General features: G+C 35.7%; 25 protein-coding genes and 1 other RNA gene. 19 read left to right on the top strand and 7 right to left on the bottom strand.

Features of this window, described 5'->3' with window-relative positions:
* Positions 1–6: 6 nt before the first annotated feature.
* The 10 genes from FBT53_RS09430 (at position 7) to FBT53_RS09385 (ending at position 11809) form a co-directional block, all read left to right on the top strand.
* Entirely contained in the window at positions 7–1725 is a 1719-nt protein-coding gene (locus FBT53_RS09430) for an OstA-like protein (protein ID WP_136950936.1), read from the top strand.
* A 27-nt stretch (positions 1726–1752) separates the two neighbouring features.
* On the top strand, positions 1753–2931 hold the full coding sequence (locus FBT53_RS09425; protein WP_136950935.1) for an aspartate aminotransferase family protein: 1179 nt from the start codon (positions 1753–1755) through the stop codon (positions 2929–2931).
* Positions 2932–3029: 98 nt separating this feature from the next.
* Positions 3030–4436 carry a tetratricopeptide repeat protein gene (locus tag FBT53_RS09420; RefSeq protein ID WP_136950934.1) on the top strand — a complete coding sequence of 469 codons (1407 nt, stop codon included), beginning with the start codon at positions 3030–3032 and terminating at the stop codon, positions 4434–4436.
* Positions 4437–4466: 30 nt separating this feature from the next.
* Positions 4467–5396: a DUF368 domain-containing protein gene (locus FBT53_RS09415; RefSeq protein ID WP_136950933.1), complete on the top strand. Its 930-nt coding sequence runs from the start codon at positions 4467–4469 to the stop codon at positions 5394–5396.
* Positions 5396–6427, top strand: a complete 1032-nt coding sequence (locus FBT53_RS09410; RefSeq protein WP_136950932.1) for a DUF368 domain-containing protein — start codon at positions 5396–5398, stop codon at positions 6425–6427. Before FBT53_RS09415 ends, FBT53_RS09410 begins: the two co-directional genes overlap by 1 nt.
* Entirely contained in the window at positions 6387–7130 is a 744-nt protein-coding gene (locus tag FBT53_RS09405; RefSeq protein WP_136950931.1) for a shikimate dehydrogenase, read from the top strand. The genes FBT53_RS09410 and FBT53_RS09405 overlap by 41 nt, the downstream gene beginning before the upstream one ends.
* A gap of 150 nt (positions 7131–7280) precedes the next feature.
* The gene (locus tag FBT53_RS09400; RefSeq protein WP_136950930.1) at positions 7281–9281 is read left to right on the top strand and encodes a DUF349 domain-containing protein; all 2001 of its coding nucleotides are present in this window, start codon (positions 7281–7283) and stop codon (positions 9279–9281) included.
* Positions 9282–9392: 111 nt separating this feature from the next.
* A complete protein-coding gene (locus tag FBT53_RS09395; protein WP_136950929.1) occupies positions 9393–10850 on the top strand; it encodes a potassium/proton antiporter in 1458 nt (485 codons plus the stop codon).
* A 35-nt stretch (positions 10851–10885) separates the two neighbouring features.
* Positions 10886–11260 (top strand): hypothetical protein, encoded by a 375-nt coding sequence (locus FBT53_RS09390; RefSeq protein ID WP_136950928.1) that lies wholly within the window; start codon positions 10886–10888, stop codon positions 11258–11260.
* A gap of 81 nt (positions 11261–11341) precedes the next feature.
* On the top strand, positions 11342–11809 hold the full coding sequence (locus FBT53_RS09385) for a hypothetical protein (RefSeq protein WP_136950927.1): 468 nt from the start codon (positions 11342–11344) through the stop codon (positions 11807–11809).
* A 35-nt stretch (positions 11810–11844) separates the two neighbouring features.
* Here the strand turns inward: FBT53_RS09385 and rny are convergent, their stop codons facing one another.
* The 4 genes from rny to FBT53_RS09365 form a co-directional block, all read right to left on the bottom strand.
* Positions 11845–13416, bottom strand: coding sequence for a ribonuclease Y (rny, locus tag FBT53_RS09380; RefSeq protein WP_136950926.1), 1572 nt, complete (start codon positions 13414–13416; stop codon positions 11845–11847).
* A gap of 56 nt (positions 13417–13472) precedes the next feature.
* Positions 13473–13581, bottom strand: a non-coding RNA gene (gene ssrS, locus FBT53_RS09375) — 6S RNA.
* Positions 13582–13635: 54 nt separating this feature from the next.
* Entirely contained in the window at positions 13636–13932 is a 297-nt protein-coding gene (locus FBT53_RS09370) for a cell division protein ZapA (protein ID WP_136951082.1), read from the bottom strand.
* A gap of 14 nt (positions 13933–13946) precedes the next feature.
* Positions 13947–14240, bottom strand: a complete 294-nt coding sequence (locus FBT53_RS09365; protein WP_136950925.1) for a hypothetical protein — start codon at positions 14238–14240, stop codon at positions 13947–13949.
* A 158-nt stretch (positions 14241–14398) separates the two neighbouring features.
* Here FBT53_RS09365 and FBT53_RS09360 point away from each other — a divergent pair, with 158 nt between their 5' ends.
* Genes FBT53_RS09360 through FBT53_RS09350 form a run of 3 tightly spaced genes read left to right on the top strand, consistent with a single transcriptional unit; the run spans position 14399 to position 19224 of the window.
* Positions 14399–16090 carry a M23 family metallopeptidase gene (locus FBT53_RS09360; protein WP_136950924.1) on the top strand — a complete coding sequence of 564 codons (1692 nt, stop codon included), beginning with the start codon at positions 14399–14401 and terminating at the stop codon, positions 16088–16090.
* Positions 16065–18566 carry a carboxypeptidase regulatory-like domain-containing protein gene (locus FBT53_RS09355; RefSeq protein ID WP_240729803.1) on the top strand — a complete coding sequence of 834 codons (2502 nt, stop codon included), beginning with the start codon at positions 16065–16067 and terminating at the stop codon, positions 18564–18566. Before FBT53_RS09360 ends, FBT53_RS09355 begins: the two co-directional genes overlap by 26 nt.
* A gap of 7 nt (positions 18567–18573) precedes the next feature.
* Positions 18574–19224 (top strand): hypothetical protein, encoded by a 651-nt coding sequence (locus tag FBT53_RS09350; RefSeq protein WP_136950922.1) that lies wholly within the window; start codon positions 18574–18576, stop codon positions 19222–19224.
* Here FBT53_RS09350 and FBT53_RS09345 read toward each other — a convergent pair.
* A complete protein-coding gene (locus FBT53_RS09345; protein WP_136950921.1) occupies positions 19221–20369 on the bottom strand; it encodes a cysteine desulfurase family protein in 1149 nt (382 codons plus the stop codon). The two genes, FBT53_RS09350 and FBT53_RS09345, sit on opposite strands and share 4 nt — an antisense overlap.
* Before the next feature lie 108 nt (positions 20370–20477).
* Between FBT53_RS09345 and FBT53_RS09340 the strand changes: the two genes are divergently transcribed.
* On the top strand, positions 20478–20981 hold the full coding sequence (locus FBT53_RS09340) for a hypothetical protein (RefSeq protein WP_136950920.1): 504 nt from the start codon (positions 20478–20480) through the stop codon (positions 20979–20981).
* Here FBT53_RS09340 and FBT53_RS09335 read toward each other — a convergent pair.
* Positions 20978–21514 (bottom strand): Smr/MutS family protein, encoded by a 537-nt coding sequence (locus FBT53_RS09335; RefSeq protein WP_136950919.1) that lies wholly within the window; start codon positions 21512–21514, stop codon positions 20978–20980. The two genes, FBT53_RS09340 and FBT53_RS09335, sit on opposite strands and share 4 nt — an antisense overlap.
* A gap of 87 nt (positions 21515–21601) precedes the next feature.
* Here FBT53_RS09335 and FBT53_RS09330 point away from each other — a divergent pair, with 87 nt between their 5' ends.
* Both FBT53_RS09330 and FBT53_RS09325 read left to right on the top strand, forming a co-directional pair.
* Positions 21602–21898, top strand: a complete 297-nt coding sequence (locus FBT53_RS09330) for a DUF2752 domain-containing protein (protein ID WP_136950918.1) — start codon at positions 21602–21604, stop codon at positions 21896–21898.
* Between the two features lie 10 nt (positions 21899–21908).
* Entirely contained in the window at positions 21909–22247 is a 339-nt protein-coding gene (locus tag FBT53_RS09325) for a CCC motif membrane protein (RefSeq protein WP_136950917.1), read from the top strand.
* A 79-nt stretch (positions 22248–22326) separates the two neighbouring features.
* Here FBT53_RS09325 and FBT53_RS09320 read toward each other — a convergent pair whose 3' ends face one another.
* The gene (locus tag FBT53_RS09320; RefSeq protein ID WP_136950916.1) at positions 22327–24528 is read right to left on the bottom strand and encodes an ATP-dependent DNA helicase RecQ; all 2202 of its coding nucleotides are present in this window, start codon (positions 24526–24528) and stop codon (positions 22327–22329) included.
* Between the two features lie 176 nt (positions 24529–24704).
* Here FBT53_RS09320 and FBT53_RS09315 point away from each other — a divergent pair, with 176 nt between their 5' ends.
* The 3 genes from FBT53_RS09315 to FBT53_RS09305 are packed head-to-tail and all read left to right on the top strand — an operon-like array spanning position 24705 to position 26849.
* On the top strand, positions 24705–25670 hold the full coding sequence (locus FBT53_RS09315; RefSeq protein ID WP_136950915.1) for an SIS domain-containing protein: 966 nt from the start codon (positions 24705–24707) through the stop codon (positions 25668–25670).
* A complete protein-coding gene (gene tatC / locus FBT53_RS09310) occupies positions 25670–26506 on the top strand; it encodes a twin-arginine translocase subunit TatC (protein ID WP_136950914.1) in 837 nt (278 codons plus the stop codon). Before FBT53_RS09315 ends, tatC begins: the two co-directional genes overlap by 1 nt.
* Positions 26499–26849 (top strand): carboxymuconolactone decarboxylase family protein, encoded by a 351-nt coding sequence (locus FBT53_RS09305; protein ID WP_136950913.1) that lies wholly within the window; start codon positions 26499–26501, stop codon positions 26847–26849. The genes tatC and FBT53_RS09305 overlap by 8 nt, the downstream gene beginning before the upstream one ends.
* Positions 26850–26892: the final 43 nt, after the last annotated feature.

Below are 26892 nucleotides of genomic sequence, written 5' to 3'. Positions count from 1 at the left end.
CTACTTTTGAACAAAATTTTCAAGCAATTGAAACCATTTACATCACTACTATTACTACTAGTATTTTCTGTTGGATTTGCGCAAGAAAAACCAGCTGAAGGCAGACAAATAAACATTGTTTACGGAGCAAACTTTACCAAGGATGAGGCTAAATTTCCAGGAGCCTCTATTTTTAGTAAAGATGAAGAGAGACAAGTACAATTTGAACATCAAGGGGCCGATTTGTGGTGTGATGTTGCCGTATTTTATGCCCAAGAAAACCGCTTACGTGCTATTGGCAATGTACGTTTACAGCAAGGAGATTCTATAGAAATGAATAGTGGCAAGCTAGACTATAACGGTAATACCAAACTAGCCAGAGCTTATGAAGCTGTAGATTTGAGCGACCAACAAATGACTTTGACTACAGATACACTATACTTTGATAGAGAAAAGCAGGAGTCTTATTATAAATCTGGTGGTAAAGTGGTAGACTCTGCTAATGTATTGACTAGTATTATTGGCACGTACTTTATGGAACTGAAAAAAGTGCAATTCCAAAAGAATGTGCATATAGACAATCCAGAATACGTGATTGACTCTGAACAATTAAACTACTACAGAGTATCTAAAAATGCGTACATGTACGGACCATCTACCATTACTGGAGAGGCTTATAAAATCTATTGCGAACGTGGGTTTTATGATACTAAGATAGAACAAGGGTATGGTGTAAAAAATACAAGAATAGATTACAGTAATAGAATCATTGAAGGGGATAGCGTATATTTTGATAAAGCAAGTTCATTTGCCTCGGCTACCAATAATATTAAAGTTACAGACACCGTAAATAACGGGGTAATACGCGCCCATTATGCTGAAGTTTTTAAAGATAAAGATTCCGTTTTCGCTACTAAACGTGCTGTGGCAATTAATTTAGTTCAGCAAGACTCACTTTATATTCATGGCGATACCCTAATGGTAACAGGGCAACCAGAAAATAGAATTTTACGGGCATTTAGTAATGCTAAATTCTATAAAACAGACATGAGTGGCAAGTGCGATTCCATACATTCTTCTGAGAAAACAGGAATTACACAATTAATTACCAATCCTGTACTTTGGAACATGGACAACCAAATGACAGGTGATAGTATCCATTTATTATCCAATTTAGAAACGGAGGAATTAGATTCTTTAAAGGTAATTAACAACGCATTTATTAGCTCTTTTGATACCATTGGTAAACAAGGTTATAACCAAGCTAAAGGCAAAGATTTACTGGGTAAGTTTATAGAGAATGAGCTTAAAATTGTTGATCTTATAAAAAATACAGAGGTAATCTATTACATGTATAATGATGATAATGAACTCATTGGCATAGACAAGACAATAAGCAGTAAAATAAGATTAGAACTCAACAATAGTGATATTGAGAATATTACGTTTTTTGTAAATCCAGAAGGTAAAATATATCCAGAAAAGGATTTGCCCTTAGAAAACAGAAAACTAAAAGGGTTTATCTGGCGTGGAGACGAGCGTATTTATAAGAAAGAAGATATTTTTGATGAGGATGATAACAACATTGTCTTAGTTAAAATAAGAGGTATAGACGCACCCATAGATATAGATGCAGAAGAAAGTGAACGTAGTGGTGAACCCTTGAAGAAACAACCCATTAATGCAAAATCCAACAGCAAAGCCACTAACCCCACTAAATCCAAAGTAAAAAAAGCGGTTAGATAATAGTACCAGGTATTTTGTAGGAGTTACATGACGGAAGATTTTTATACATACCAAGCACAAACATCGCCTTACCCACTAGCATTAGAAGTTAGTAAGGCATCTGGGAGTTATATTTTTGACATCGAGGGGCATGCCCATTTAGATTTTGTTGCAGGAGTTTCTGCATGTACGTTGGGGCATTGCCACCCTGCCGTAGTTGCTGCGATTACCCAACAAGCCAAAGAATACATGCATGTTATGGTATACGGGGAATATGTACAAAAGCCAGCAGTAGATTATGCTAAGGCATTAGCCCAAGTATTGCCCAAATCATTAGAGAGCACCTATTTGGTAAATTCGGGTACAGAAGCCATAGAAGGTGCCCTAAAGTTAGCTAGAAGATATACGGGGCGTTCACGAATATTAGCGGCAAAAAATGCCTATCACGGTAATACCATGGGTAGCTTAAGTCTTATGAACATGGAAGAACGTAAAGCCTCTTTCCGCCCGTTAATCCCAGATGTAGGTTTTATTGGGTTTAATGTAGAAGAAGACCTAAACTTAATTACTGACAAAGTAGCTGCCGTTATTCTAGAAACCATACAAGGGGGAGCAGGTTTTATTACCCCACAAGATAATTACCTAAAAAAAGTTAGAGAAAAATGCGACCAAACTGGGACGTTACTTATTTTAGATGAGATTCAACCCGGTTTTGGCAGAACGGGCAAACTCTTTGCTTTTGAACACTACCAATGTATTCCAGATATCTTAGTAGTTGGCAAAGGCATGGCATCTGGCATGCCCGTAGGTGCTTTTGTAGCTTCTAACCAAATAATGGCATGTTTACAAAACCCAAAATTAGGTCATATTACAACTTTTGGCGGCAACCCTGTCATTGCGGCAGCATCTTTGGCTACTTTACAGGAACTGCAGAAAAGCCAACTAATATCAGCTACTGTAGCTAAAGAAAAGCTTTTTAGAACTCTTTTGGTACATCCTTTGATTAAAGAAATAAGAGGAAAAGGGTTAATGCTGGCTTTGATTTTAGATAATGAAGAAATTGCAAACCATTTAGTACTAACAGCCGCAAAAGAGAAACTTATTCTTTTTTGGTTGTTATTTGAAAAAAAAGCGGTCAGAATTACGCCACCATTAACCATTTCCGAAGCAGAAATTACAAAGGGTTGTAAGCAGATTTTAGACATTCTGAACAACACAAATTCCTAAACCTGTTAACTAATTTGTTAATAACAACCCTACCTATCGACTAAAATTAGGGCAATATCATCCTAATTTTAAGTTTATAGTTAACCACAACTAGACCTATGGCGTTAAATACTAACGAAAATCATAACCCTACCATTCACAAGTTTGAGTCCATGCTTAAAACAGACGATGTCTATTTTTTTGATGCAGAGGACTTTGAGGAGATAATTCATCACTACTTAAACATTGGTAAGGTAACCCTAGGAAAAAAAGCCATACAGATTGGACTGCAACAGCATCCAAATTGTATGGAAATAAAACTTTTACAGGTAGAAGTTTTGGTTTTTGAAGACCAATTTACCTTAGCACAAGATTTGTTAGATGAGCTAGAAACTATTGATGCACACAACGAGGAAATTTATATTCAACGTGCTAATATCCTCTCTAAAAAAGATGACCATAACGGAGCAGTAAACATGCTTAGAAAAGCATTAATTCTTAACGCTAACGAAGATAATTTTGATATCTATTCGTTAATGGGCATGGAATATTTGTTTATGGATAACTATAAGAAAGCAAAAGAGTGTTTCATAAAATGCTTGGATGTGGATGACTCTGATTACTCTTCTCTGTATAATGTTATTTATTGCTTTGAGTTTTTAGAAGATTTTGATGGCGCTATAGTATTTTTAAATGATTATTTAGAGAAAAACCTGTATTGCGAAGTAGCTTGGCATCAATTGGGAAAAATGTATGACGAAAAAAACATGCATAAAGAGGCTTTGAGTGCTTTTGATTTCGCCATCATTTCTGATGATACATTCTTGGGTGCTTATTTTGAAAAAGCCAAGATTTTAGAGAAGATGGGGCAACTTAATGAAGCTATAGCTTGTTACGAAACTACTATTGAAATAGAAGACCCCACCTCTCACGCCTATTTACGTATTGGCAAATGCCATGAAAAATTAGGCAATGACGAGTTGGCCAAATATTATTATTACCATACTGTACATGAAGACCCTTTATTGGATAAAGGCTGGCTTGCCATTACCAAATTCTATTATAGAAAAGAAAACTATGAAAGGGCTCTTCACTACGTAAACAAGGCCATTAATATAGACGGAGACAACCCTACATATTGGAGATTAAATGCAGATACCTTTTATGCCTTAGGTAATTATGCAGAAGCAGACTTCGCCTATAAACAAGCTGTTGAATTGGGTAATTACGAGTTTAGTACGTGGTCTAATTGGGCAAAAACACTACATCATTTAAAGGATAGTGCGGCTGCTATACAAGTTCTACTGCAAGGGTTAGAGTTTTACCCTAACCATGCGGAACTTATTTATCAGCTTTCAGGTCTGTATCTTACAAATAATCAGCAAGATTTAGCTAAAGAACAATTAACCATAGCACTACAACTAAACCCTAAAAAATCTAAGGTTTTTTCAGAATTGTATCCAGAATTCCAACAAGTTAAATGGATTCAAGATACCATTAAAAGAAGTCCAAAAGCATCTACCTAAATAGTATCTTTGTAGCCAAACATAAGATTCATGCCTAGAAAGTTATTGGATTATGCCATCATAAGTTTAAAAGGAATGGCCATGGGTGCTGCAGACGTAGTCCCAGGAGTATCTGGAGGAACCATTGCATTTATATCTGGAATTTACGAGGAGCTTATTAGCTCTATCAATAACATAAATCTAGGTTTAATCAAAACCTTACGTAAGGAAGGTTTTAAAGCTTGCTGGAAACAGTTAAACGGTAATTTTCTAGTAGCCTTATTTATAGGCATCTTTATTAGCGTACTTTCTTTAGCTAAGTTTTTGAGCTGGTTACTTGCCAATGAACCTATTTTATTATGGTCCTTCTTTTTTGGACTTGTGGTGGCCAGTATTTTCCTTGTAGGCAAAGAAATTAAGCAATGGAACGCTATGAGTATTATAATTCTTATTGTTGGAGCGGTCGGCGCGTATTTAATAACCACAATACCCCCGTCTGAAAATGTAGATAGTATTCCTTACTTATTCCTATCAGGCGCATTGGCTGTTTGTGCCATGATTTTACCTGGTATTTCTGGTGCATTTATTTTGGTACTTCTAGGGTCTTATAAAACTATTTTAGATGCTGTACACCAAAGAGATTTACTAACCATAGCAACGGTAGGTTTTGGTGCTGTTTTTGGCTTGTTAAGTTTTGCTCGCCTATTAAAATGGATGTTTAAAAACTATAAAAATGTAACCTTAGCTTTATTAACAGGGTTTATTCTTGGTTCTTTAAATAAAATATGGCCTTGGAAAGTAGTTTTAGAAACTAAGGTGTTTGATGACAAGGTGATACCAATAAATGAACAAAATGTTTCTCCTTTTGCTTTTGAGGGTGATGCGCAATTAATTCCCGCTATCGGTTTAGCTATCCTAGGTTTTTCACTTATTTTTATCTTAGAAAGGATTGCAGCTAAAAACAGACCGATAAGTGATTAATGCAAACACAAAGAACACTATCAGATAAATTTTTCTTAGTTATTAAAGGCCTCTGCATGGGGGCTGCTAATAAAGTTCCAGGAGTTTCTGGTGGAATCGTAGCATTTGTAGGTGGCTTCTATGAGGAATTTATTTATTCCCTTCAAAAAGTAAATTTTAAAGCATTCAAGTTACTGTTTAACGGTCGTTTTAAAAGTTTTTTCAGGTATATTAACGGAGCTTTTTTAGTGCTATTAATCACAGGAATGCTTATCAGTTACTTTAGCGTTTCTAGATTATTAGATTATTTCTTAGAACGAAAAGAACTCTATGTCTGGGCAGCATTCTTTGGAATGATAATTGGCTCCATTTACTATATTTCTAAAGATTTTAAGGATTGGAACAAAAAAACCATTCCCCTAGGCATCATTGGTTTATTGGTTGGGATTGGCATTAGTTTTTTAAATCCTGCAAAAGAGAATGACAACCTTTGGTTTATCTTTTTTTGTGGTATAATTAGTGTTTCTGGGATGACACTCCCTGGCCTATCTGGTTCTTTCATCCTTATCCTTATTGGCAACTATGTATTGTTATTGGTAGATTCTGTTAATAGTTTATATTTTACGATAGCCGAAGTACTACAAGGTGATTTTAGCTTTTGGAATAATCCCCAACGTTTAAAAACATTAAAAATTTTAGCAGTTTTTACGTTAGGTTCTGCAACAGGTTTAGTAACACTATCTCATTTCCTAGGCTTTTTGTTAAAACATTACAAAGCGCATACTACTGCAATTATTATTGGCTTTATCACAGGTTCTTTAGGCGTATTATGGCCTTGGAAAAAAACAGTCTTTAAAACAGACCTCTCAGGAACGGTACTTTTGGACAGCAATGGAGATAGCATTATACTCAATTACAAAAGATATTGGCCAGATATCTTGGTAATGGAAACTTGGGGCGCAATTTTCTTTATTATCTTCGGCATCTTTGTGTTATTAAGTTTGGATTGGTATGGAAAAAACAGGAAAGAAAAGACTAGGACTAATAGGTAAAGATATTTCGTACTCCTTTTCTCAGGGCTATTTTACAGAAAAATTTAATGTGATGAAAATTGAAGGTTTTTCATACGAAAACTTTGATTTACAAAATATTCAAGAAATAGCATCTATTTTAAAAAACCCAGAAGTATTTGGGCTCAATGTTACCATTCCATACAAAGAACAAGTACTACCCTATTTAGATGAATTGGATAAAACAGCACAAGAAATTGGAGCCGTTAACACCATTAAATTTATTGATAATAAACGGATTGGATTCAATACAGACACGTACGGATTTAAAAATAGCATTACCCCTTTACTTAACATAAGCCATAAAAATGCCTTGATTTTAGGTACCGGAGGTGCTTCCAAAGCCATTGCATATGTCTTTAAAACATTAGGTATTGCATACACCTATGTCTCTAGAAGCGCAAAGCCAGGGCAATTGAGTTATATAGAATTAGATAAAGAAATTATATCATCTAATACCATAATTGTGAACTGCAGTCCTGTAGGCACATTCCCTAATGTAGCAGAAAAGCCTAACATACCCTACGAATATTTAGGCAAAAACCATGTACTGTTCGATTTAATTTACAATCCAGAAGTGACAGCCTTTCTAGCGGAAGGCAAAAAAAAAGGTTGTGTTGTACAAAATGGTTACCCTATGTTGGTAGGCCAAGCAGAAAAGGCTTGGGAAATATGGAATTCTTAACTTAAGATTCAGACTACCATCAAATTTATAGAGTTGTTCGTTTTATAGGTATAGAGACAAAAGAAGAATGATTACTTTTGTTTACGGTGGGTTTTCTTTATAACTTACCGCACACAGCCATCAATCTAATAATTAAAACGACCATTTAAGATGGACAATGAAGCAAATAAACCACAGGAAACTGCTGGGGGGAACCAAGAAGTAGGAAACAAAGACGGGTTGATACCTACGCCAGAAGAACGCTTAGAAGAGAAAACAATACATGTAGAAAGTACTACTACTCCTTCTGATGCTGCGATAAATGACGAGGTGCAAGATGAAATTGACCAAGAAAATGCGGAAGACGCAGAGGATTCTGAAAATGAAAAAAGACATGAAATTCCGTTCCTAGATTATCATGCCCTTAGCATGGAAAACTTGGTTGGTGAATTGCAACGTCTGGTAAAGAATGAAAAAGTACAAGCCATAAGCAAACATGTAAATGCGATTAAGCATGAGTTTGACCTTAAATTTCAAGCATTTTTAGAAGAAAAAAAGGAAGAATTTATTGATGCTGGTGGTAATGAAATAGATTTTAGATACAATTCTGTTACTAAAAGACAATTTAATGAAGTGTACAAGGAGTATCGTGAGAAACGAGATGCCTATTACATGGATTTAGAAAAATCCTTAAAATCTAATCTAGAGAACCGTTTAGCGATAATAGAAGAGTTAAAAGGGTTAGTTAATGTAGAAGAAGATATTAATACTACGTACAAAAACTTTAAAGATTTACAAGAAAAATGGCGTAATGCTGGGCCAATACCGCGTAATTCTTATAATGATGTATGGCGCACCTACCATCACCATATAGAAATTTTCTATGATTTTCTTCATTTAAATCGTGAGCTACGCGATTTAGATTTTAAGCACAATTTAGAAGAAAAACAAAAACTTATTGCACGTGCAGAAGCACTACAAGAAGAGCCAGACTTAGGTAAAGCGTTCCGCGAACTGCAAACATTACACAAAATCTGGAAAGAAGAGGTTGGTCCTGTTGCAAAGGAAATTAGGGAAGAGATTTGGGATAAGTTTAGTGCAGCTACAAAAGCGATGCATGCAAGAAGGCAAGAGCATTTTGCTGCATTAGAATCTACCTACGAAGAAAACCTTGTTACCAAAAACAAAATAATTGCTGGTATAGAAGAAATTTCTAATGCTGTTGGTAATAGCCACAAAGAAATTCAAAACCAAATAAAACAAGTTGAAGCATTGCGTGAAGAGTTTTTCCAAGCAGGGAAAGTGCCACAACGCGTTAATGAAGAAACTTGGGCCCGATTTAAAGATGCCGTTAGAGGTTTTAATAAAAAGAAAAATAGCTTCTACAAGGACCTAAAAAAAGAACAGCATGATAATCTAGAAAAGAAAAGAGCCTTATTAGAGACTGCAAAGGCGCTAAAAGATTCGGAAGATTTAGACCATGCTACTCCAGAAATGAAGCGCATTCAAAGCGAATGGAAAAAGATTGGTCATGTTCCAAGAAAGTATTCTGATAGCATTTGGAAAGATTTTAAAGATGCTTGCAACCATTATTTTGATAGGTTACATGCGCAAAAAAATGAAAGTCAAAAAGAAGAAATTACTAACCTTAACCTAAAAAATGAAATTCTTGGTCGTTTAAAAGAATTTAAGTTGGCAGGTGACAAAGACCAAGATTTACCAAAAATAAAAGGCTTTATTACCGAGTGGAAAAAGGTAGGTCACGTTCCTTACAACAAAAGGCATATTAATGGTAAGTTTAATAAAATTATAGATGCGCTATTTAAGAAGCTAGACATCAGCAAGCAAGAATCTGAGTTATTGAAATATGGCGATAAAATAAAGCAATTAGCCAATGCAGATAATAACGAACGCGCTATTAGTAACGAACGTACCTTTATAAAGCGTAAAATTGACGAAAGCAAAAGTGAAATTCGTCAATTAGAAAATAACCTGCAGTTTTTCTCTAACGCATCAGAAGATAATCCGCTAGTTAAAGAGGTAGTCAACAACATAAATAGACATAAAGATGCTTTAGCTACTTGGAAAGCAAAACTTAAAAACCTGAATATCATGGAAAATAAGCTGGCCAAAGAAGACGAAGAAGACACTGCCAGCTCGGAAGAAGAATAATTTTCTTCTACAACATTAAACCAGAGCCTGAACTTTTATAGGTTATTTAACTTTCCTATAAAAATTCAGGCTTTAGTTTTGCGCTTAAACCTAATCATAGTAAACCGTATTATGGAACTTACCATTGAAAATATACTACTAGTGGGTTCCGTACTACTTTTTATAAGTATTGTAGCAGGAAAAACCTCTTATAAATTTGGCGTACCTACATTACTATTATTTTTATTCATAGGAATGTTAGCGGGCTCTGATGGTATTGGTGGCATAGCCTTTGACAATCCCAAACAGGCACAGTTTATTGGCATTGTCTCTTTAAACTTTATTTTATTTTCTGGTGGCTTGGATACCAATTGGAATGCCGTAAAACCTATTTGGAAAGAAGGCATGGCATTATCTACTATTGGAGTTTTACTTACTGCAACAAGCCTAGGTACTTTTGTATACATTATAAGTGATTTTACTTTGTATGAGAGTATGTTGGTAGGTTCTATTGTATCTTCTACTGATGCTGCGGCCGTATTTTCTATTCTAAGGTCTAAAAATATAGCTCTTAAAACCAATTTAAGACCAACCTTAGAGTTAGAAAGTGGTAGTAATGACCCAATGGCATATGTACTTACCATTGCCTTTTTATCCTTGGTTGTAAATCAAGATCAACACATACTAAGTGTAGTGCCCACCTTCTTCTTACAAATGATTTTAGGTGCGATGGCAGGTTACGGTTTTGGTTTACTAAGCAAATGGATTATTAATAAAATAGAACTCGGTTTTGAGGGCTTATATCCGGTTTTAGTGATAACATTAATGTTTATCACATTCTCTGCTACAGATGCAATTGGAGGTAATGGATTTTTAGCCATTTATATTTGTGCTGTTTACTTAGGTAATCAAGATTTAATACACAAAAAGACCATTTTAAAAATGTATGATGGACTGGCATGGTTAATGCAAATCGTACTTTTTTTAACTTTAGGTTTACTAGTTTTTCCCACACAGGTTGTGCCTTATATAGGTATTGGGTTATTAATAGCTTTGTTTTTAATTTTTATAGCTCGCCCTATAGGAGTCTTTTTAAGTTTAATGCCTTTTAAAATGAAATTAGCACGCAGGTTCTACATCTCTTGGGTAGGGTTACGTGGTGCAGTACCTATCGTTTTTGCAACTTATCCTTTATTAGCAGGCATAGATAAGGCTAATATCATTTTTAACATTGTATTTTTTATATCGGTCACCTCTGTATTAGTGCAAGGAACAACGCTATCGGTAGTTGCAAAGTGGCTTAATGTAATACATCCGGAAGGTGAAAAAACGACCAACGAAACCGAGCAATTTATCGCAGAATTACCAAAAAACACCATTACTGAAATTAGTATCGACAACAATAGTACAGCAGTACATAAGAAAATTGTAGAGCTAAGTTTTCCTAAGAATGCCATTATTGCTATGATTAAGCGCAATGATTCTTTTATCACTCCAAACGGTTCTACCGTAATAGAACCAAATGATATTCTTGTTGTCCTGGCAGAAAATGAGCACGAACTAAAGAACGTTAAGAACTGCTTAAAATAATAGGGCTTTTACTTTTAAGCTATACCTTTGTTTGCATGAATATTATTTGCAAACAGTATATAGGATTGCCCCTTTTGTTATTGTACCTAGTTACATTGGTACAACAATTGGCTTTTGTACCAAGTGAGCAGATTCAAAAGGATGTACTTTCTAAAGACGAGCAGACCTTTGTAGTACACCAAAGTATACAAAAGCACGAGCAACAAGTACAAGAGGTAGATTATAAACCTATCTTAACTGTTAAGCGGCAACAAAATCCTTTTACAAAATGGTTTAACAAATCGATAATTACAAAAGTATTATCTGCAAATAAAACCCAGCAACTTGCCCAAAAGTTATTAGAAAATAACACTTTATTTCCTAAATTTTCTAAGGAAGACATTGTCTACCCCTTCCATGATTTTGTGTAACAATACACTTTACAACTAAGTTTTAAAGGCGCTAACTATTAGGTAGTTAAACGCATGTATCACATAAAATACATATTGATCATGGACTATTACAATACCTTAATAGGGATACTACTACTTATTGTATCCTTATCTCCTTTTGTTTGGTTAAGCAAGATGAGTAATAAAAATCGTAAAAAATTAACCCTAGGTTTAGCTGCAATGGCTACTCCAATACACGCTACTATTGTAGAAAAAGACATATTGTTAGATATGGCCATAGGGCTAGAGGCACACGACAAAATTCTCTTTTTCATCAAGAATAATGAACAAAGAACAATAGATTTGGAATTATACCGCAAATGTGAGTTCTATGACACTTATATAAACACAAAACAAGGTAGTAAAAGGATAGCAACAATTAATTCCTTAGGACTTAAGCTTTATGCAAAAGCAGAAGGAGAACCACCACTGCTATTAGAATTTTTTAATTTAAATGAAAAAATTCAACCTAATGGTGAATTTGATTTAGCAAAAAAATGGAGTAAATTAATTACCGAGAAGTTATAATAAAAAGCCCCGAAGTAATTTCGGGGCTTTACATATTATTTAGCAACGTTAACAGAGCGTGTTTCTCGTATAACCGTTACCTTAACCTGTCCAGGATAGGTCATATCCGTTTGTATTTTTTGAGAGATATTAAAAGATAATTCTGCTGCTTGATCATCATTAACTTTTTCACTCTCTACAATAACACGTAACTCTCTACCTGCTTGTATAGCATATGCCTTTTGTACACCACCAAAACCAAAAGCAATATCCTCAAGGTCCTTTAATCTTTGTATATAAGAATCTAACACTTGTCTTCTAGCCCCTGGTCTTGCTCCACTAATAGCATCACACACTTGAACAATAGGTGATATTAAGCTAGTCATCTCTATCTCATCATGGTGAGCCCCAATGGCATTACAAACGTCTTTCTTTTCTCCATACTTTTCTGCCCACTGCATTCCCAAAATTGCGTGTGGTGTTTCTACATCCACTTCAGAATTTGGAACTTTACCTATATCATGCAATAAACCTGCACGTTTAGCTAGTTTAGGATTAACACCCAATTCTGAAGCCATTACACCACATAATTTTGCCACCTCTCTCGAGTGTTGTAATAGATTCTGACCGTAAGAAGAACGGTACTTCATACGACCGACCGCTTTTATAAGTTCTGGATGCAAACCGTGTATTCCCAAATCGATAACCGTACGCTTACCAATTTCAGCAATCTCTTCATTAATCTGCTTCTCTGTTTTCTTTACTATTTCTTCTATACGCGCTGGGTGTATTCTTCCATCGGTTACCAATCGGTGCAAAGACAAACGTGCTACTTCTCTCCTTACCGAATCAAAACAGGAAAGAATGATAGCCTCCGGCGTATCATCAACAATTATCTCTACTCCTGTTGCCGCCTCTATAGCCCGTATGTTTCTACCTTCTCTACCAATAATTCTACCTTTAACATCATCTGACTCTAGGTTGAATACCGAGACACAGTTTTCCACAGCCTCCTCTGTACCAATACGCTGTATAGTATTAATTACAATCTTACGCGCTTCCTGTTGTGCAGTAAGTTTAGCTTCTTCCATGGTACTTTGCATAAATGCCATGGCATCAGATTTTGCAGTTTCTTTTAAAGACTCTAATAATTGTGCTTTAGCCTCATCTGCAGACAATCCAGAAATAACTTCTAATTGTTGTACTTGACTTTTATGCAAACGGTCTACCTCTGCTTTTTTCTTTTCTAGAATGTCGGTTTTGTGCTCAAGGTCTTTTAGTTCAGCCTCTAGTTGATCTTTTAACCTTTTGTTCTTAGCCAATTCACTACCCACTTGAGATTCTTTGTCTCTAGTACGTTTTTCTGCTTCTGCAATCTTCTTATCCTTGTTTATTATAACTTTCTCGTGCTCCGCTTTCAGCTCTAAAAATTTTTCCTTTGCCTGGAAAATCTTATCCTTTTTTATGTTTTCGCCCTCCTTCTGGGCATCTTTAAGTATTTTTTCTGCTTCTTTTTTCGCATTTGCGATTGTCTTAGTAGCCTTTCCCTTCTCTAACATCTTAGCAATACCAAAACCTATTGCTAATCCTATAATCACCGCTACAATTGAAATAATTGTAATATCCATCTCTATATTTAGTTTGATTTAAAAAAAAAGCCCACATTAGCCAAGAAGTTTTGTACAAACTCCTATTAACAGGTTTAGGGCTACCAGACTGATCAGGGATCCTTGACAAAGAAGGCATGCCTTTACAATCCAAACTCACCCTTTTTAATTGTATTAGTGTTGAGTTTGTCAAAAAAATAGTACCAATGTGGGCAGTAACAATTTTCTATTTAAAAGAACTTATTCTACGCCAAGCTTAGTGCGGACCAATTGGTCTAAGGCTTTTAATCTCTCTTTTGCCTCTTTAACGCTTTCTGCTTCTTGTATATCTCCTTGCTCAATTTTGGAGGCAAACTGTAATGCACACATGGCAAGCACATCTTGCTTGTCACGAACCGCATAGTTTTGCTCAAATTTTTTGGCCAACATATCTATGTTTTTGGCTGCCTTTCTTAAACCTTCCTCTTGTTTAGGGTCAATGGTCAATGGATAGACCCTATCCGCAATGGAAAGCTTTATTTTTAGCTTTTCCCCCATATTATCCTTCTCCACTATTCCGCTAATTGTGCTATACAGCTATCAATTTCGCGTATCAGTGTATTTATCTTGAGCTTTGCTTCTGTTTTATTTGTTGTATTACTACCCAGCATAGAATTTGCGAGTTTTAAGGAATTGTACTTTTCTTCCCAAGCCTCTAAAGCCTCTTTGTCTACCTGTTGTTGCCCTTTTAAACGGTTTACCTCTTGGGTTAAACTTAAATTATGCTGCTGCAACACTTCTAATTTGTGCAACACTTTGCTCATTCTGTTTTCTAAAGCATCAACTATTTCAATAAGTTCGGCCATATGCAAATTGCAATGCGTATTCAAACAAAGTTAACTATCCTAAAAATACCTTACAATAGTTTTTACATTATTCTTACATTTTCACTTTCTTAACATTTTCCCTGCTTTTTATATTGAGAGCGAATAGTTACTTTAGTGCCTAAATACTTTTCCTTGCTATGCGCATACCCTTAATCTGTGTATTATTTTTATCCGTTTTTAGCTCATTGGCACAAACAAAATATCCACAAGATGTCTTTAGGTCTCCCATGGATATACCTATAATTTTGGCTGGTACATTTGGCGAGTTACGCTCCAATCATTTTCATGCAGGGATAGATATTAAAACTCAGTTGAGGGAAGGCTTACCAATTTACGGCATTGCAGATGGAACGGTAACCCGCATAAAAATATCTCATTGGGGATATGGTAAAGCACTATATGTTGCACACCCTAATGGATATACCTCTGTCTATGCACATTTACAGAAATTTAGTCCAGAAATAGAAGCGTATATTAAAAAAATACAATACCAGAAAAAGTCTTATGAGGTAGAGGTATTTCCTGATTATGGTGAATTAAAAATAAAACAAGGTGATGTAATTGCATATTCCGGAAACTCGGGGAGCTCTGGTGGTCCTCATCTTCATTTTGAAATCCGTAGCAGTGTTACAGAAAAACCCACCAATCCGTTGTTATATGGTTACGAAGTAAGGGATGCAACCAACCCCACCTTACTTGGGCTATATGGTTATCCTTTAGAAAATGCTCATATAAACGGAAGTGAGAATCAGTTACAAATTAATTTTACCAAACAAAAAGATGGTAGTTTTTTGGCGGATGAAGTTACTGCTTTAGGCACCATTGGTTTTGGAGTTAATGGATTTGACCGTTTAGATATGGCCGCAAATAAAAATGGTGTTTATTCTGTAAAACAAATTGTAAACGGAAAAGTATACTCTGAGTTTGATTTTGAAACCTTTTCTTTTGCGGAATCACGCTACATCAATACGTTAATAGATTACAAACATTTTGGTAAACACCGTCAACGAATTCAGAAATTATTTAAAGAACCCTATAATAAATTAAGCATATATAAACAGCTATACCTAGACGGTAAGATTACTATTGAGCAAGGGTTATCTTATAAAGTGGAAATCCTTTTAGCAGATTACAAAGGAAATAAAACCAAATTAATTATTCCTGTCAAAGGAGCTAAAGAAGCCATTAAGAGCCCCAAAAAAGTGGAAAAAACCGATAATTATATCTTGGCCAATAAGCCCAATAGCTTTGACCTTGGTGCTGCTAAGGTTTTTTTTCCTGAGAATACGTTTTACAACGATTTTTACATCGACCTAAAAAAAGGAAAAGATACGGTTGGCATTCATGATAACACGGTCGCTGCACACAGAAACTTTACCATAAGTTTTGATGTTTCCGCATTCCCTGCTGAAGAAAGAAAACAACTATTCATAGCCAGACTAAAAGATAGTGACCAAACCCCGAGTTACACCAAAACGTATAAACGAGGCAACACATTTACGGCTAGAACTAGAACGTTTGGCACTTATACAATAGCAAAAGATACAACTCCACCAGTTATTACGCCTAAAAATTTTAAAGCAAAACAATGGTTAACTAATTATCGTTATTTAAGCTTAACCATTGCTGATGATTTAAGTGGCATAAACAGTTATAATGCAACAATTAATGGCGAATGGATTCTAATGGAATATGAGCCAAAGACCCGAACCATAACCTACACTTTTGATGATAAGATTATGGATAAGACCGAATGCAATTTAAAAGTTACGGTAACCGATAATGTTGGTAATACTACCACACTTGAACAAACTTTCTTTAGAAAATAGCGCACAAATTACCAATCGGGGCCTACTAATTCTATTAGTTTTCTTTTGCTCCCTACCCTTGTCTCTTGCTCAAAACGCAGTGATAACAGGTATTGTTTTAGATGAAGCACAACAACCCATAGCTGGCGTTAACATTACCGCTATTCCCTATGGCACGGTAACCAACAGCGATGGCAGTTACTTATTAGAGGTTATAGCAGATAAAAACCTACAACTGACTTTTACACACATTGGTTTTAAAACAATTACCGTAAATAATTTGGTTTTAAACACGAATGAAACGTTTGAATTTAATCCCGTGTTACGTGCAGATGCCATACAAATGGCGAATGTAGAGGTAAGCCCCACAGGAGATAGGATTACAAAAGGTATTACCTCCATAGCTCCAGAACTTGTACGTAAAATTCCTGCTGCCAACGCCGGAGTAGAAAACATACTAAAACTACTTCCTGGAGTTTATTTTAACAACGAACTCAGCACACAATACAATGTAAGAGGTGGCAACTTTGATGAAAACCTTATATATATTAACGGAATAGAGGTATATCGTCCCTTTTTAATTCGGTCTGCGCAACAAGAAGGTCTTAGTATTATAAATCCACAAATGGTTTCTAAGGTAGATTTTTCTGCAGGTGGTTTCCAAGCCAAACATGGTGACCGCTTGTCTTCTGTACTAGAAATAACCTATAAGAGGCCAACTCAATTTTCAGTTGCCGCCAATGCTAGCTTTCTTGGATTCGGCAGTACTTTAGAAACGATTTCTAAAAACAAAAATGTAAGCAGTATCACTGGCGTACGCTACAGAGATAATAGCCTTTTTGTAAATAGTCAACAAACGCAAACTACAGTAAGACCTCGATTTTTAGATGCTCAATCTCAATTTATTTTTAAAGTGAGCCCCACTCTTTCTTTTAATGTTTTGGGGCATGTAGCACTTAACAATTACACCAATACGCCTATAGCTAGGCAAACTAATTTTGGCACCATAAATGAGCCCAAGGCTTTAATTGTTTATTATGATGGAAAAGAAAAAACACAATACCAAACTGAATTTGGAGCCCTAAAAGCAAGTATTTTACCAAAAGACAATGTAAAATTAGATGTTATTGCCAGTGCCTACCATACTAATGAGAGTGAACTATCTGATGTTATTGCGGCCTACCAAATTGGTGAAGTGGCAAATAATTTGGGGACTACTGATTTTGGACAAGCAGTAAATGCAAGAAGTATAGGCGCTCAACTAAGTAGAGCTAGGAACGAATTGGATGCCCTGATTTTAAATTTAGAACATAAAGGGATAATTAAAAATGATAGCCAACAATTTAGATGGGGTGTAAAATTTAGTTTAGAAGATTTTAGAGACCAGCTACAAGAGGCGACTTTCTTAGATTCTGCAGGTTTTTCTTTAAGACCTCCAAATACGGCAATACCTAATAACCAGCCAGAAGAACCATTTACCGGCGCCATAATCCCTTTTGAACAGGTAGCAGCCCTAAATTACGTTAAGACAGACCGTTTAAGTGCTTATTTACAATGGGAAAATAGAACGCAATGGGGCAACCATGACATTTATTACAACCTTGGCATTCGTGGTCATTATTGGAACTCTCGTGTGGAGAATGGCAACAATAACTCACATCTTTTTTTTAGTCCAAGAGCCCAGTTTTCTATAAAACCAAACTGGGAACAAGATGCCTTATTTAGAATTGCTGTAGGGAGTTATAAACAACCTCCATTTTATAGAGAAATGCGAAACTTTAGAGGCATAGTGCAGCCTTCTGTACAGGAACAACGCTCAACACACCTAGTTATAGGTAATGAGTATTCCTTTCAGTGGTTTTCTCGTCCTTTTACATTGATTAGTGAAGCTTATTATAAACACTTAAATAACGTAAACCCTTATACTATAGAAGATGTACGCATCCGCTATGCTGCGGCTAATATTGCAAAGGCGTACGCGTACGGTGTGGACTTAAGATTAAACGGCACCTTTGTTCCTGGCGCAGATTCTTGGGTGAGCGTAGGATATTTAAAAACAGAAGAAAATTGGAACAACCGTGGCTATATTGCTAGGCCAACCGACCAGCGATTAAAATTTGGAGTGTTATTCCAAGATTATATGCCTACAATACCCAATATAAAATTATACCTGAATCTTATTTATAATACAGGAGTGCCAGGTGGCTCGCCTAACTATGAAAATCCTTATGAGTTTCAACGTAGATTAAGAGACTATAGACGGGTGGATTTAGGAATTTCCTATATTTTTGCGGACGGAAATTCTAACAGACCTAAAGACCATTGGTTGGCCGTTTTTAAAGAGTTAGATGTAGGTTTTGAAATTTTTAACCTCTTTAACAATCAAAATAGCATTACAAACACATGGGTTAGAGATGTAGAAAGCCAAAATCAAATTGCGGTACCCAATTTTTTAACCTCTCGCTTATTCAATTTAAAAATGAATATGCGTTTTTAATGAACTCATGATTCGATATTTACTTTTAGTTAGTTTACTTTTTCTAGGTTTTACAGTTGATGCACAGAAAAATATTTATGAGAGCGCTTCTTTTGACGACCTTACGGATGACCACCAAATACTAGCCATTTTACCTTTTATCACCCAATTAGAGCTAGAACAAAGTCCAGGAGAAGAATTAAAATCGCTTACTGAAAGAGAAGCATATGCTGTGCAAAATGCTTTAGAAACATATTTTTCTATTCGCAAGAAGAAAAAGAAATTTAATGTAGATTTTCAAGAAACCAAGGAAACCAACCGTATTTTAAAAGAAAAGGGTATAGATTACACTAATTTAGATGTGTATAGCACTAAAGAGCTGTCCAAAATATTGGGTGTAGATGGTATTATCAGTGGTAGCCTAGACCTTAATGTTTTACTTTCTAAGGGCGTATCTACAGAGTTTAGCTTCTTTGATTATTTTAGAGGTGATGCCAATTACGGTCGTATCGGCATTAAAATTGCAGATGGCGATACTGGAAAACTACTTTGGAAATACGAAAAGGCCATCACAAAAAAAACTGGAAAAAACACAACCGAGTTAATTGACAAAATGATGAAAGCAGCTTCTAGAAAGTTTCCATATGATAAAGAAAAGAAGCGTAGAAAGAATAACTAGCTATTGGCAAATTCTTTAAGTATACTAATGGTATAATCTAACTCTTCTATAGTATTGTATTTAGAAAAAGAAAATCTAAGCGACGGCTTTTTAAGTTCTTCCTCTGGTAAAATCTCAGTCAATACATGAGACCCTAAATCACTCCCCGATTGGCATGCACTACCTTTGGAGCAAGCAATCCCTTTTAAATCTAGATGAAATAGAAGCATTAAAGACTTTTGCTCATTAAACGGTAACCTAACATTGACTAAAGTATAGGTACTTTTATCCATATCTGCAGAATAGCCATTAAAAGCCACCCCTGGCAATTCTCTTTTTAAACCATTAATAAAATGTGCCTTTAATTCTTTAACGTAGGCCATTTCTTCTGCCAACGAGTCGTAAGAAATGGTAAATGCTTCTTCTAGCCCAACAATATTATGAAAGGACTCTGTACCTGCTCTAAAGCCACGCTCTTGTGAACCGCCAAATAGTAGTGGTTTTAACCCAGAATTTCTTTTAATTACAGCAAAACCAATACCTTTTGGTCCATGAAATTTATGAGCTGCAGCGGTTAAAAAATGAATAGGTGTTTCTTTAAAGTTCCAAGGATAATGACCTAAAGATTGTACCGTGTCTGAATGGAATAGTGCACCATATTTTTGACACAAATTACCAACTGTATGCAAATCTAACAGATTCCCTATTTCATTATTTACATGCATTAAACTAACCAACTTTTTGGTCTCATCTTTAGCTAACAAAGATTCTAAATGGTTTAAATCTGGATTACCATAAGCATCTATTTGCACAAAATGTAATTTTACTTGGTATTCCTTAGCCAATTCTTCTACCGTATGCAACACGGCGTGATGCTCTATTTTAGAGGTAATTATAGTTTCAACATTTAAATCCCTTACAGCGCAACGTAATATCATATTATCCGCCTCTGTACCCCCAGATGTAAAAATAACTTCTGCAGGGTGCGCATTTATATACTTAGCAATGGTCTTTCTTGCTTTTTCTACAACTGTTTTAGCAGACCTACCAAAACTATGTGTAGAAGAAGGATTGCCGTAAACAGTCGCTAAAGCTTCTTGCATTTTAACAATAACCTCTTGTCTTACTTGGGTTGTGGCCGCATTATCTAAGTAAACCTGTTGCATCTATCCGTATTTTCTAAAAAGCAAAATTAGCCATTCTTCTGTTAATTACTTCTAAATTTGATGTGCTTGCCCTGCGGCATAAAATGTATTTGCTTTAAATTTGAAAACATGAAACGAGTACTTTTACTTTTGGCCTTGGGCAGCTTTATAGCCTGCAGCGACGGCGATTTACAAATAGAAACCATTGATTTTGATAGTGTTGACCCACAAAATTGTGGTACACTTACCACAAGTACAACGCTATTTTTTAAACTAAATGACGACCAAGCCCTTATATTAAAATTAGCAAGCGGTTTACTAAAAAACGAAGCTAGCTCAAGTACCATAACCAGTAACATTGGCACTAGCGGTTCCCAATTAACCTACCGAATATTTTCTGATAATGTGACTAGCGCATACTTCTGCTCAGATTTTCCGCCTGCCACACCAACAGTAACAGAAGAGATAGAAGCTTCTGATGGTCAGGTCTTAATTACCACTGTTGCTGTAGATGAGACTACCTTTGAGCATACGATTCAATTACAAGGCATCACATTAGAAAATGATAACAAAGAGCGAATTACAGATTTAACTATCAATGAGTTTGGCGTAATTACCACTACGAGTAATTAACCATTTTGGCTAATATATACTTCCGTGGCTCCGAGGCCGTATTTTTTGTAGTCGGCATCATAATAAGACACATTGCTATACCTGCCAAATAGATAGTGTAACTCCTCTTTTAATACGCCCTCTCCCACTCCATGGATAAAGACAACTTTTTGTATGCGTTTGTTGATTGCAAATTCTAACTGACGTTTTGCAGTATCTAACTGAAGGTTCAACATATCAAAATTAGTTAGGTCCCTTACAGATTTGGTAAGTTGGTGTATATGTAAGTCTACCTCCATTTTAGGAGCATTACGTTCCTTTGGCTTAACAACAGGTTTGCGCTTTTTCTGTGGGCGGTCTTTTTGTTTTTGGACTTGAAAAGCCTCAAAATTACTTACTTTAATTTCCCCAGCCACTTTAACCAATTGCTTAGCAGAAAAAGTTAATGGAAAACCATCTTCGGTTTCTATTGTAATTTGATTATTATTGATAGCGATGACGTTACCTTTAATGGGCTCGTCTAACACCTCTACCGAATCTCCTTTTTTAAACATATTTGTTAAAACAATTTTAACCTTATCTGTTTTCTAGTTCAAAAATAATAGTAATTTGAACCTGATTAAAACCGAAACTTAAATTCTATGTTAGCATTACATGCCTCCTTAGAAAAATTCATGCTACCATGTATGAATAAAAAGCTCTTTGGGATAGAGTGTCCTGGCTGTGGATTGCAACGATCTATTGCACTATTGCTTAGAGGTGAATTTATAGATGCTTTTTTTATGTATCCGGCGATATACACCTTAATTCCGCTATTAGGTTTATTCATTTTTAGCAAGTTAAGTCCTAAAAAAAATGTAACCTTGCTAATCAATATTTTTAGTTTCGCTACTGTAGGGTTAATAATAATCAACTATATAATCAAACTTTTACATTAAACAATTTCTTATGGAACAACAAAAGTTACCTAATGCAACCATTTCTATCGTACTTAGCATTTTTGGCTATCTATGCTGCTGTTTTAGTGCTGGTATTGGTGGTATTATCCTTTCTGCTATAGCACTAGTATTAGCTAATAAAGATAAAAAGACATATGCACTTGCTCCTGAACAATATTCTAACTATAGTCAAGTAAATACAGCCAGAATATTGGCAATTGTAGGCTTGGTTTTAGGTATTCTAGTTCTTGGATTAGGCATTTTCCAAATTATATCTGCTGGCGGCTGGGAAGGCTATATGGAACAACAGAGAGAAGTTTATGAGCAATTAGGAATTGAATTAGATTAAAGATTCAATTTTCTCATAATAAAAAGCCCTTGAACAAATTCAAGGGCTTTTTTTGATATTGATAATTCTCCATTATAAACTAGTTCGCTACTTCGCTTATAAATTTAAGGCGATATAAACGCAGTTCTTCGTCTTCATAGTCTCCATCAAACTCCTCCATAGCTGCGGAAATACTATCGGTTTCCGCTTCTAAAAAGTAATCGTGAATTTCTTCTTGTTGGTCTTCGTCTAAAATCTCATCTATCCAATAGCCTAAATTAAGCTTGGTACCACTAAAGACAATCTGTTCCATTTCTTTAATCAATTCAGGCAACTCTAATCCTTTTGCAGAAGCGATATCATCTAAGGGTAATTTTCTATCTACATTTTGTATGATGTATAGTTTCAATCCAGAATTGGCTCCAGTGCTTTTCACCACTAAATCTTCTGGCCTAACAATATCATTCTCCGTCACATAGTTATTAATCAAGGCAACAAACGGTTTCCCATATTTTTTAGCCTTACCTTCTCCTACTCCGTGGATATTGAGTAATTCTTCCATAGAAATAGGATATTTAAGTGCCATATCTTCTAAGGAAGGGTCTTGAAACACAACGAATGGTGGTACATCATTCTTTTTTGCTTCTTTTTTGCGTAAATCCTTTAACAGTTTTAAAAGATTTTCGTCCGTACTAGCACCAGCTCCTTTGCCTGCTGTAATGATGTTATCATTGACCGCCTCAGAATATTCATGATCCAAGGTCATCGTAAAAGAGCTAGGATTTTGCATAAAATCCTTACCCTCTTTAGTAACTCCCAATACGCCGTACCGTTCTATTTCTTTTTTTAGATAGCCTGCAACTAATACTTGCCTAGTGAGCGCCATCCAATAGCCAATTTCTCTATCAGCACCTATACCAAAAACCTCACGTTCATTGGTTTTATGAGATGTTATTAGTGCATTAGTTTTCCCCACTAGGGTTTTTACAATCTCTTTAGTTTTGAACTTTTCATTTGTTTCTGATACTGTACGTAAAAGTTTTAGCACATTTTCTTGGGCCTCCTCTTTTGGTTTGGGATTGCGAGCATTATCATCCATGTCTGCTCCTTCCCCATTCACCTCATCAAACTCTTCTCCAAAATAATGTAAAATGAATTTTCTTCTAGACATGGAAGTCTCTGCATAGGCAACTATCTCTTGTAATAAAGCATGACCAATTTCTTGTTCCGCTACAGGCTTCCCAGACATGAATTTTTCTAGTTTTTCCACATCTTTGTACGCATAGTATGCCAAACAATGGCCTTCGCCACCATCTCTACCCGCTCTACCTGTTTCTTGGTAGTAACTCTCTATACTTTTAGGAATATCATGATGAATGACAAAACGAACATCAGGCTTGTCTATACCCATACCAAAGGCAATAGTAGCCACCACAACATCTACATCTTCCATCAAAAACATGTCTTGGTATTTGGCTCTAGTTTTAGCATCAAATCCCGCATGATAGGGCACTGCGCTTATACCGTTTACTTGCAATACTTGCGCTAACTCCTCTACGCGTTTTCTACTAAGACAATATACAATCCCAGATTTGCCTTCGTTTTGCTTAATAAAACGAATTATATCTGCATCTACTGTTTTAGTTTTAGGGCGTACTTCGTAAAACAAATTAGGACGATTAAAAGATGCTTTAAACACTTTAGCATCTACCATCCCTAAGTTTTTAATGATGTCTTCTTGCACTTTTGGCGTAGCCGTTGCAGTAAGCCCTATGATAGGAATATTATCTCCTAATCTAGAAATTATACTCCTTAAGTTTCTATATTCCGGTCTAAAATCATGTCCCCATTCAGAGATACAATGTGCTTCGTCCACCGCAACAAAAGATAATTGAACGCTACGTAAAAACGCTATGTTCTCATCTTTGGTTAAGCTTTCTGGAGCTACATACAGTAATTTTGTAACCCCTGAGGATATATCATTCTTAACCTGTTTAATTTCTGTTTTAGTTAAAGACGAATTTAATACATGGGCAATACCTTGTTCTGATGACACCCCTCTTATCGCATCGACCTGATTTTTCATTAAGGCGATTAAAGGAGAAACCACAATTGCCGTTCCATCTTGCATTAATGCAGGTAATTGATAGCAAAGCGATTTACCACCACCTGTAGGCATTATTACAAACGTGTCTTTATCTTCTAAAATATTGGTGATTACTTGTTCTTGAAGTCCTTTAAACTGTGAAAAACCAAAATACTTCTTTAATGCGTTCTGTAATTCCATTGCAATAGCACTCATTCTCTAATTTCAGTTTAAAAAGGACAAACAATTAAGTTGGTCAAGATGAGAGGATTTGGTCATAGTTTTTATCCAAGCGTCCTTTTTATATAAACTATACAGATTTCTTTGTTTAATTTTGTAAAATTAAAGATAATACATTCTTTTAGATTACAACCCATAATAGCACAACAACATTGAACGCTAACAAAGCAATTCTAGAAATTGCCCGCAAAACTATAGAGAACGAGGGCAAAGCCATACTTGATTTAATTCCCTTTTTAGATACACAATTTGAAGGTGCCGTTACTGCCATTTTTAATAGTAAGGGAAGGGTAGTTATTTCTGGCGTAGGTAAAAGCGCGCTCATTGCCTCTAAAATAGTAGCAACTTTAAATTCTACAGGTACACCTTCTATATTTATGCATGCTGCCGATGCTATCCATGGAGACCTTGGTACCATACAGAATAATGATGTGGTTATTTGCCTATCTAAAAGTGGCAATACGGAAGAAATTAAGATGCTCATTCCTCTTATAAAAAGAGGTGGCAATACTTTAATTGGTTTAACCGGTAACGCAGAATCAGTTTTAGCTAAACAGGCAGATTTTGTTTTGAACACCTATGTAGAAAAAGAGGCTTGCCCAAACAATTTAGCACCAACCACAAGTACAACCGCGCAATTGGTTATGGGAGATGCTTTAGCCATTTGCTTGCTAGAATTGAGAGAATTTGGTAAAGAAGATTTTGCTAAATACCACCCAGGAGGTTCTTTAGGCAAACGCTTGTATTTGAGGGTAGCAGACATCGTAGAGACTAATGAAAAACCTATAGTAGCGGCAGATGCTAGCGTTAAAGAGGTTATTGTAGAAATCTCTAAGAAAATGTTAGGGGTAACGGCCGTAATGGAAAACAAGGAGGTTGTTGGTGTGGTGACCGATGGTGATATCCGTAGGATGTTAAATAAACACGATAATATAAGCACCCTAACCGCAAAAGATATTATGACCAGAGCTCCTAAAACTATAGAAGCTGATATCTTAGCAGTAAAAGCCATGGAACTCCTAAAGAAACACGGAATTTCTCAGCTTTTAGTAGTACAAGATAACGAGTACAAGGGTGTTATACATATTCATAATCTTATAAACGAAGGAATAACTTAATGGCAAAAGTAGCAAAGGACCCTAACGAAATGTCTTTCCTTGACCACTTAGAAGAACTAAGATGGCACTTGATACGCTCCACATTAGCCATTGTTATCATTGGCTGTGTAGCATTTGTTATGAAAGATTTTATCTTTGACACCGTCATTTTTGGTCCTAAAAAAATGGACTTCCCCACCTATAAATTCTTTTGCAAAATAGCGACTACCTTTGGTATTGATTCTGAGTTTTGTGGAGAGTCGCTCCCTTTTTCCATACAAAACAGAACAATGGCAGGGCAGTTTTCCGCGCATATTTGGACCTCTATCTGGGCTGGATTTATTCTTGGCTTTCCCTATTTGTTATATGAACTATGGAAATTTATAAGTCCTGGATTGTACGAGAAAGAACGCAAATACAGTAAAGGCTTCATATTTGTTGCCTCCTTTTTATTCTTTTTAGGTGTTTTATTTGGGTACTACGTAGTTGCTCCCTTATCTATAAATTTTTTAGGAACGTACCAAGTTAGTAAAGAGGTTACTAATGAGATAGACATTAGTTCTTTTATCTCTACTGTAAGAGCATCTGTTATTGCATGTGGTATAATGTTTGAGCTCCCGATAATTATCTTTTTCCTAACTAAAATTGGACTAGTTACTCCAGAAACTCTCAAGAAATACCGTAAAATAGCACTGGTTGTGGTTCTTATACTTTCTGCAGTTATTACACCTCCAGATGTAGCCAGCCAAATAGTGGTGGCCATACCAGTTCTTATTTTATATCAAGTAAGTATTTATATTTCAGGCGTGGTAATTAAGCGCGACCTTAAAAAAGAAAAAGCAGCAAAAAATGGCTAATCAAGTAGAAGAATTTAATGCCTACAGGGCAAAAATGAATGATAAAATTCTAGGTGATAACAATAAATTAATCAAACGGATTTTTAATCTAGACACCAACGCTTTTATGCCAGGGGCATTAGACATTAAAACCAAAGAGCTTTTAGGGTTAGTGGCATCAGCAGTATTACGCTGTGATGATTGCGTTAAATACCATTTAGAAAGTTCTAAGGAAAACGGAGCAACTAAAGAAGAAGTAATGGAAACTTTAGGTATAGCAACTTTAGTTGGTGGCACCATTGTGATTCCACACTTAAGAAGGGCCTACGAGTATTGGGAAGCTTTGGAAGAAAACGAGAACTAATTTTTTCACAAACCTACTAGGCATTTCAGTTGGTTTGGTTAGC

Source organism: Flavobacterium sp. ASW18X, assembly GCF_005144745.1.
Taxonomy (GTDB): domain Bacteria; phylum Bacteroidota; class Bacteroidia; order Flavobacteriales; family Flavobacteriaceae; genus Croceivirga.
The sequence above is the reverse complement of the archived record's forward strand: the minus strand, read 5'-3'. Positions and strand labels throughout refer to the sequence as shown.

Excerpts from the sequence above, each read along its gene's own strand:
- FBT53_RS09335 (WP_136950919.1), bottom strand. The coding sequence starts at position 21,514 with ATGTTTAAAAAAGGAGATTCGGTAGAGGTGTTAGACGAGCCCATTAAA.
- FBT53_RS09395 (WP_136950929.1), top strand. The coding sequence starts at position 9,393 with ATGGAACTTACCATTGAAAATATACTACTAGTGGGTTCCGTACTACTT.
- FBT53_RS09415 (WP_136950933.1), top strand. The coding sequence starts at position 4,467 with ATGCCTAGAAAGTTATTGGATTATGCCATCATAAGTTTAAAAGGAATG.
- FBT53_RS09305 (WP_136950913.1), top strand. The coding sequence starts at position 26,499 with ATGGCTAATCAAGTAGAAGAATTTAATGCCTACAGGGCAAAAATGAAT.
- FBT53_RS09370 (WP_136951082.1), bottom strand. The coding sequence starts at position 13,932 with ATGGGGGAAAAGCTAAAAATAAAGCTTTCCATTGCGGATAGGGTCTAT.
- FBT53_RS09330 (WP_136950918.1), top strand. The coding sequence starts at position 21,602 with ATGTTAGCATTACATGCCTCCTTAGAAAAATTCATGCTACCATGTATG.
- FBT53_RS09400 (WP_136950930.1), top strand. The coding sequence starts at position 7,281 with ATGGACAATGAAGCAAATAAACCACAGGAAACTGCTGGGGGGAACCAA.
- tatC (WP_136950914.1), top strand. The coding sequence starts at position 25,670 with ATGGCAAAAGTAGCAAAGGACCCTAACGAAATGTCTTTCCTTGACCAC.
- FBT53_RS09340 (WP_136950920.1), top strand. The coding sequence starts at position 20,478 with ATGAAACGAGTACTTTTACTTTTGGCCTTGGGCAGCTTTATAGCCTGC.
- FBT53_RS09425 (WP_136950935.1), top strand. The coding sequence starts at position 1,753 with ATGACGGAAGATTTTTATACATACCAAGCACAAACATCGCCTTACCCA.
- FBT53_RS09390 (WP_136950928.1), top strand. The coding sequence starts at position 10,886 with ATGAATATTATTTGCAAACAGTATATAGGATTGCCCCTTTTGTTATTG.
- FBT53_RS09365 (WP_136950925.1), bottom strand. The coding sequence starts at position 14,240 with ATGGCCGAACTTATTGAAATAGTTGATGCTTTAGAAAACAGAATGAGC.
- FBT53_RS09420 (WP_136950934.1), top strand. The coding sequence starts at position 3,030 with ATGGCGTTAAATACTAACGAAAATCATAACCCTACCATTCACAAGTTT.
- FBT53_RS09405 (WP_136950931.1), top strand. The coding sequence starts at position 6,387 with ATGGAAAAAACAGGAAAGAAAAGACTAGGACTAATAGGTAAAGATATT.
- FBT53_RS09350 (WP_136950922.1), top strand. The coding sequence starts at position 18,574 with ATGATTCGATATTTACTTTTAGTTAGTTTACTTTTTCTAGGTTTTACA.
- rny (WP_136950926.1), bottom strand. The coding sequence starts at position 13,416 with ATGGATATTACAATTATTTCAATTGTAGCGGTGATTATAGGATTAGCA.
- FBT53_RS09345 (WP_136950921.1), bottom strand. The coding sequence starts at position 20,369 with ATGCAACAGGTTTACTTAGATAATGCGGCCACAACCCAAGTAAGACAA.
- FBT53_RS09325 (WP_136950917.1), top strand. The coding sequence starts at position 21,909 with ATGGAACAACAAAAGTTACCTAATGCAACCATTTCTATCGTACTTAGC.
- FBT53_RS09410 (WP_136950932.1), top strand. The coding sequence starts at position 5,396 with ATGCAAACACAAAGAACACTATCAGATAAATTTTTCTTAGTTATTAAA.
- FBT53_RS09320 (WP_136950916.1), bottom strand. The coding sequence starts at position 24,528 with ATGAGTGCTATTGCAATGGAATTACAGAACGCATTAAAGAAGTATTTT.
- FBT53_RS09385 (WP_136950927.1), top strand. The coding sequence starts at position 11,342 with ATGGACTATTACAATACCTTAATAGGGATACTACTACTTATTGTATCC.
- FBT53_RS09360 (WP_136950924.1), top strand. The coding sequence starts at position 14,399 with ATGCGCATACCCTTAATCTGTGTATTATTTTTATCCGTTTTTAGCTCA.